At 67.8% G+C, this 6665-nt stretch carries 8 protein-coding genes; 4 read left to right on the plus strand and 4 right to left on the minus strand.

The window, feature by feature from the left end:
• The first annotated feature begins 73 nt into the window (after window positions 1–73).
• The gene (locus E1261_RS42155; RefSeq protein ID WP_132415496.1) at window positions 74–544 is read left to right on the plus strand and encodes a DUF3592 domain-containing protein; all 471 of its coding nucleotides are present in this window, start codon (window positions 74–76) and stop codon (window positions 542–544) included.
• Between the two features lie 9 nt (window positions 545–553).
• Here the strand turns inward: E1261_RS42155 and E1261_RS42160 are convergent, their stop codons facing one another.
• Window positions 554–1888: a 2-isopropylmalate synthase gene (locus E1261_RS42160; RefSeq protein WP_238176787.1), complete on the minus strand. Its 1335-nt coding sequence runs from the start codon at window positions 1886–1888 to the stop codon at window positions 554–556.
• 93 nt (window positions 1889–1981) lie between these two features.
• On the opposite strand from E1261_RS42160, the gene E1261_RS42165 reads away from it, so the two are divergent.
• On the plus strand, window positions 1982–2650 hold the full coding sequence (locus E1261_RS42165; protein ID WP_132415498.1) for a FadR/GntR family transcriptional regulator: 669 nt from the start codon (window positions 1982–1984) through the stop codon (window positions 2648–2650).
• On the opposite strand, the gene E1261_RS42170 is transcribed toward E1261_RS42165, so the two are convergent.
• The 3 genes from E1261_RS42170 to glpX are packed head-to-tail and all read right to left on the minus strand — an operon-like array spanning window position 2647 to window position 5095.
• Entirely contained in the window at window positions 2647–3117 is a 471-nt protein-coding gene (locus E1261_RS42170; protein ID WP_132415500.1) for a hypothetical protein, read from the minus strand. The genes E1261_RS42165 and E1261_RS42170 overlap by 4 nt on opposite strands.
• Window positions 3117–4064 (minus strand): carbohydrate kinase family protein, encoded by a 948-nt coding sequence (locus E1261_RS42175; protein ID WP_132415502.1) that lies wholly within the window; start codon window positions 4062–4064, stop codon window positions 3117–3119. The genes E1261_RS42170 and E1261_RS42175 overlap by 1 nt, the downstream gene beginning before the upstream one ends.
• Window positions 4061–5095, minus strand: coding sequence for a class II fructose-bisphosphatase (gene glpX, locus E1261_RS42180; RefSeq protein ID WP_132415504.1), 1035 nt, complete (start codon window positions 5093–5095; stop codon window positions 4061–4063). Before glpX ends, E1261_RS42175 begins: the two co-directional genes overlap by 4 nt.
• Window positions 5096–5320: 225 nt before the next feature.
• Here glpX and E1261_RS42185 point away from each other — a divergent pair, with 225 nt between their 5' ends.
• Both E1261_RS42185 and E1261_RS42190 read left to right on the plus strand, forming a co-directional pair.
• Entirely contained in the window at window positions 5321–5923 is a 603-nt protein-coding gene (locus E1261_RS42185) for a DUF4245 domain-containing protein (protein WP_132415506.1), read from the plus strand.
• 142 nt (window positions 5924–6065) lie between these two features.
• Window positions 6066–6665 (plus strand): nucleotidyltransferase family protein (locus E1261_RS42190; RefSeq protein WP_132415508.1); only part of this gene is annotated, 600 nt, incomplete at its 3' end.

Here is a 6665-nt window from a genome sequence, read left to right on the forward strand (position 1 = left end):
CCCATACCCCCACCCCTCCCCAGGAAGCGCAACTGTAATGCAGGAAGGGGACAGCGACGGGCAGAATAGGTCAATGCGCCGCATCCCGAGCCGGCCGTCCGTCCGCAGGCCGATGGTTCCGGGCAGCTTGGTCGCGTTCTTCGCCTTGATGGTGCTCTTCGCCGGAGTCGGCAGCACCTACTTCTGGTACCGAACCCGTCCGCTCCCCAGCCCGGTAGCGGTCGCCGACGGCAGAGTCGTCGAGATCCGCGAACCGGGCTGGTTCGACCGAGGTTCAGGTTCGGTGGTCGTCCGGTACGTCGTCAGTGGTGCTGACCACGTGATCGAGACGAGGCGGCATCCCGGCGACCACTTCCTGCAACTGGGCGACGTCGTACCGGTGGAGTATTCCGGACCGAATCCGGCCGAGGGGCGCAGCGTTTGGGCGATCGAAGAGCGGCAGGAGGACTACCGCTACCTGCGGATCGGTGCGCTGGTCTGCGCCGGGCTCGGTCTGCTCAGTGGGATGGGTTGGGGCGTTGGGCGGTGGCGGTCCAGTGAATAGCAGGGGCTTTCAGTTCGAGCATCCGTAGACCTCCTCGTACAACGCTTTCAGCTCCGGCGCGGTTGCCTCGCGACCGGTCTCGTCTGTACGTCGTTGTACGTGGCGTGCGAAGGCGACCTGCTGCTCGGCCGACAGGCGCACGCCGTACGAGGTCTCCAGGACGTGGGCGATCCCACCCTTGCCCGACTGGCTGTTCACCCGCACCACGGCCTCGTACCCGCGGCCCACATCGGCCGGGTCGATCGGCAGATACGGCACCTCCCACAGCCCGTCGCCCTGGATGGCGAACCCCTTCCGGATCGCGTCCTGATGGGTGCCGGAGAACGCCGTGTAGACGAGCTCACCGACGTACGGATGCCGCGGGTGGATCGGCATCCGGGTGCAGTACTCGACGATCTCCCGGATCCCGTCGATGTCGGAAAAGTCGATCATCGGGTCGACGCCCTGCGCATGCAGGTTCAACGCCAGCGTCGCGATATCGACGTTCCCGGTGCGCTCGCCGTTGCCGAAGATGCACCCCTCGACGCGCTGCGCCCCGGCCAGTACGGCGAGCTCCGCGCACGCGATCCCGGTCCCGCGGTCGTTGTGCGGGTGGACGGACAGGATCACCCCGTCACGCCGGGGCAGGTTCTGATGCATGTACTCGATCTGGTCGGCGTACACGTTCGGGGTCGCGGCCTCGACGGTGGCCGGCAGGTTGAGGATCACCGGCCGCTCCGGGCTCGCGTCCCAGACCTTGGTGACCTGGTCGGCGAGCTCGAGAATGAAATCCGGCTCGGTCAGATTGAACACCTCGGGCGAGAACTGGAACCGCACCGACTCCCCACCCAATCGCAGTACCTGCTCAGCACCCGCCTGGATCATCGCAGCCAGCTCGTCCCGGGATCGACGCAGTACGACGTCCCGCCAGGTGGGCGCAGTCGCCGCATACATGTGGACGACGACCTGGCCGCGGATCCCCTGGATGGACTCGATCGTGCGCTCGATCAGGTCCGGCCGGGCCGGTGTGAACACCACGATCGTGACGTCGGGCGGGACCAAATCCGTTGTTGCGAGCAACCGGACGAAGTCGAAGTCGGTCTGCGAGGCGGACGGGTAGCCGACCTCGATCTCTTTGTAGCCGATGGCAACCATCAGCTCGAAGAAGCGGCGTTTCCGTTCGGGGTCCATCGGTTCGGCGAGGGCCTGGTTACCGTCCCGGAGGTCGACCGGGACCCACAACGGGGCGGCGGTGATCCGCCGGTCCGGCCAGGTGCGGTCGGGGGTCAGGACCGGGATCTTGGCGTAGATGTCTTGGTAGCGGTGGCTCGGCATCGGGGAGGGCAGCTGACGGTTCCAGTGCATCACCCGAGTCACGCTAACCCGATTCAACTCCTCAGACAAGCTGATAACCTGATAAGTGCCCGCTGTGACGTTGTGGCCCCTAGACTGAGCGGCATGATTCGCCGTCACCCACTCGCCGAGCAGGCCGCCGAGGAGCTGCTGCGCCGGATCGGCAGCGGTGAATGGGCGCTCGGCGCGAAGTTGCCGGGGGAGACGACGCTGGCCGCCCAACTCGGCGTCGGCCGGTCGACGATCCGGGAGGCGGTCCGCGAGCTGGCCGGCCGCCGGGTGCTGGAGAGCCGGCAGGGTGCGGGCGTGTTCGTGATCGGCCACCAGGCCGCGGAGGATTGGGACCAGGTGCTCCGCCGGGCCGACATCACCGACGTACTGGAAGGGCGGATCGCGATCGAGACCGAGGCCGCCCGGCTCGCCGCATCACGCCGTACTCCGGCCGATCTGAAGAGCTTCCGCTACACCCTGAAGGACCGGCTCGACGCGTCCGAGAAGTCACCCGACGACTGGTATGTCGAGGCCGATCTCGCCTTCCATCGCGCGTTGGTCACCGCGGCCCACAACACCGTGCTGGCCGAGCTGTTCGACGCGTTCGTGCCACGGATCCGAAACACGATGCTCGACATGCTGAAGCTGGACGACCAGCATCGGCACCGCCACGATCAAGCCGCTCACGTTGCGATCGCGGACGCCGTACGGGATCGCGATCCCGAGCTTGCGGCCGCCCGCTGCCGCGAACATCTCACCGCCGTCCGCAGCACCGTGGCCTAGCTCGTGTAGCGGGTCTTCACCGAACGCAGCCAGTGCGCGAACGCGTCCAGCTCCTCGACGTTGTCGAGCGAGATGCGCAAAGGGCGGGTACGGCGGTCGACCGGGTGCACCTGGATCGTCCGCGCACCGGTGAAGCCGGTGGGTTCGTCGATCTTCGCGATCCCCGACCACGCCAGGCGCCGGCCGCGGGCGACGCCGTCCGCGTCGATCGTGACGACCGGGCGGTTGGCGATCAGCTGGTAGAGCGTCAGGCCGGTTCCGTATACGAACGCGGCCAGGGCCGTTAGGCGCAGTACGCCGAGGGTTCCGGAGATGCCGTCGGTGCGCAGGTGATCCAGGTTCGTCGCCGCGGACGCGAGCATCAGCAGGCCGAACGCGGTCAGCCGAAGGTAGAGGCGGCCGCGGCGCGGCGGGAACACCACACGGCCGTCCTCGTCCAGCTGGGTGTTCCAGACATCTGCGGGCATCAGGCTCCCCAGGTCGCCGCGTGCTCGGCAGCGGTCGGCGGGTCCGCGCCGTGCCGGGTGCAGGTGATCGCGGCCGCTTTGACGGCGTAGTCGACTACGGTCTGAAGGCTTTGCGAGGTCAACCCGGCAAGGCGAGTCGCGCCGAGCAGGTCCTGGCCGTTCAGACCGGCGATGAGGGCCGCCATGAACGAGTCGCCCGCCCCAACCGTGTCGACGACGTCGATCTTCGGAGCGGTCACGTCGATCCGGCCTTCGCGGCTGATCCCGAGCGCACCCTCACCGCCGCGCGTGATCACGACGCACTGGGTCCGCGGCGCGCTCAGCAGCTCGACCGCGATCGACTCAGGCGACTGCCCGGGCTGCAGGAACTCGCAATCCTCATCGCTCAACTTCACCAGGTCCGACAGTGCAGCCAACTCCCGTACGGCGGCCCACGTGGAAACCGGATCCGGAGTGATCGTCGGACGTGCGTTCGGGTCGAGGGTCACCGTGACCGGCTGATCCACGAGCGTCTTCAGGAAGTCGCGGATCGCTGTGGCGCCCGGCTCAAGCACAGTCGCGATCGACCCGGTGTGCACCGCGGGACAACCCCGCGACAGCGACAATGCCGGCGGCTCCCACGTGATGTCGAACTGGTACGACGCAACCCCGGCCGCGTCGAGCGTCGCGGTCGCCGTACTGGTCCGGAACCCGGGCTCCACCGAACCAGGCGACAACTGCACGCCGTTCCCGAACAGGTGCGCTCCGAGCTGATCGCCGTACGGGTCGGTCCCGAACCTCGTCACCAGCTCAGTCGGTACGCCGAGCCTGGCCAGACCGACCGCCACATTCGCCGGGGATCCGCCGGGCGTCGTCTTCGGCTTCCCGTTCCCGTTCCGCGTGGTCTTTGTGCCTGTGCTGACGATGTCCACCAGCGCCTCGCCTATCACGAGGGTTGGTGCACTCATCGGGCGTGCTCGAAATCGATGGCTGAGTAGGCGCGGAGCTTGGCGAGCTGGTGGACGCTCTCGATGCTGCGGATCGTGCCGCTGCGCGAACGCATCACCAGGGAGTGGGTGCGTGCGGTCGAGCGGCCGTAACGGACGCCGCGCAGCAGCTCACCGTCGGTGATACCGGTGGCGACGAAGAAACAGTCGTCACCGCTGACCAGGTCGTCGGTGTCGAGGACGCGATCGAGGTCGTGGCCGGCGTCGATCGCCTTCTGCCGCTCCTCGTCGTCGGTGGGCCAGAGCCGGCCCTGGATCTTGCCGCCCAGACACTTCATGGCGCAGGCCGCGATGATGCCCTCCGGCGTACCGCCGATGCCGAGCAGCATGTCCAGACCGGTGTCCGGCCGCGCCGCCTCGAGCGCACCGGCCACGTCACCGTCGCTGATGAACTTGATCCGCGCACCGGTCGCCCGGATCTGCGTGGCCAGCTCTTCGTGCCGCGGCCGATCCAGCAGTACGACGGTGACGTCGTCGACCGTGGACCCCTTCGCCTTCGCGACCCGGCGGATGTTCTCCGCGACCGGGAGCCGAATGTCGACCACCTCGGCCGCTTCCGGGCCGACGACCAGCTTCTCCATGTAGAACACCGCGGACGGGTCGTACATCGAGTTGCGGGCCGACACCGCCATCACCGCTATGCCGTTGTTCATGCCCTTCGCGACGAGCGTCGTACCGTCGACCGGGTCGACCGCGACATCACACTCGGGACCGTCACCGGCGCCGACGCGCTCGCCGTTGTAGAGCATCGGGGCGTTGTCCTTCTCGCCCTCGCCGATCACCACAGTGCCGTTCATCCCGACCGTGCCGATCAGGGTGCGCATCGCGTTCACCGCCGCACCGTCGGCGCCGTTCTTGTCACCCCGGCCGACCCAGCGACCGGCCGCCATCGCCGCCGCTTCGGTGACCCGGACCAGCTCGAGCGCGAGGTTGCGGTCAGGCGCATCGGCCTCGACCTCAAGATGGGCAGGCGGAGTCGTCGGGTCACTCATGCCAGGGATGTTAGCCAACTGGGTGATCGGACCTCTTAGAGGGCGTCTGGGAGCACCCCGCCTACTGCGCTGCACTCGGCACGGCACCTCGCCGCACTGGTGCAAAGGCCACGATGGAAAAACATCGAGGCCTTCGCCCCAGCGCACCGAGCTACCGCACCGAGCACATGCTCGCTACGGCGGGGAGCCCCCAGACGCCCTCAGCCAGGATGCGACACTCGTGTCATGAGTTCGACTGGTCAGGGTGAGGCGGAGGCGCGGGAGAAGGCCCGGGCGCGCGCGGAGGCAATCGCATACCGCAAGCAGAACGCGAAGGACCGCGCGAAGGCACGGACACTGCCCAACATGTTCTGGGCGTTGCTGGCCTGCTTCGTCGTGGTCGCGTTCCTGATGATCGTCACCTGGCGGCCGAAGGAGGAGAAGGTCCGCGCGATCGAGTACAGCGCTCAGCTGGAAGATGCCCGGAAGGCCGCACCCTGGATCCGCGGTCCGGAGCCGATGCCTGGTGGTTGGCAGGCGACCAGTGTCGAGTTCCGCGCACCGGAGCAGGCGCCGATGACGTGGCACCTCGGTGTGGTGACGGACGCGAGGAAGTACGTGGGGCTCGAGCAGTCCAACGTCGCCGGCGGGAAGTACCAGGCCGAAGAGCTCGGCCGGACCGCCGACGACGGTACGGCGACGGTCGGCGGAGTCACCTGGCAACGCAAGGTGCTGCTGGATCGCAAGGACGAGCACGCCTTGGTGCTGGTCGGTTCCGGCGTCACCACGATCGTCACCGGGAACGCCGGCTACCCCGCCCTCGAAACGTTTGCTTCGTCGCTGCGGTGATCCTGTACTGACCAGTTTCCGGACACTCGTTGACAGGGTTACCGGGACCGGGGTTCGATCGAGGCTTCGGCTAGCCACTCGGGGACAGCGATGAGGAGTTCCGTCGTGTCCGCCGTTCCACGGTTGCGAAGTTGATCCGCCGATGTTCGTCACGGGGTTGCTGCTGGCTGCCGAGAGTTCCCCGCACCTCGGCGTACCGTGGCAGTCCCTCGCATACAACGGCGAGACCCTGCTCGGATCCACCCTCGAAACCGCCCGCGAGTGCGGCTTCGACCAGCTGATCGTCACCCTCGGTACCGCGTCCGAGCAGATCCACGACCGGGTCGACTTCGACGGCGTCCGGGTGGTCGAATCCCCGCACGCCGACACCGGCAGTTCGTCGATCGTCCCCGCCCTGGACGCGGTCGACCGCCGTACCGACGGCATCGTCGTCCTCCTCGGCGACCAGCCCGGCATCACCTCGGCCGCCGTCTGGTCCCTGGTCGCCGAAGTCGCCGGCCCCTCCACCCCACTCGGCATCAGCCACTACGACGACGGCCCCGGCTACCCGGTCTGGTGCGCCCGCGAACTCTTCGGCAGCCTCCGCCAGCTCCGCTCCGACGACGACCTCTGGCAACTCACCGACCACCACCCCGTCACCCAAGTAGATGCCATAGGCAACATCCCCACCCGGATCCGCACCTGGCCCGACTACCACCGAACCCTCGGCCACCCCCAATCCGACAACACCTCCCTCTCCACC

It is taken from the genome of Kribbella albertanoniae (assembly GCF_004348455.1).
Lineage (GTDB): Bacteria > Actinomycetota > Actinomycetes > Propionibacteriales > Kribbellaceae > Kribbella > Kribbella albertanoniae.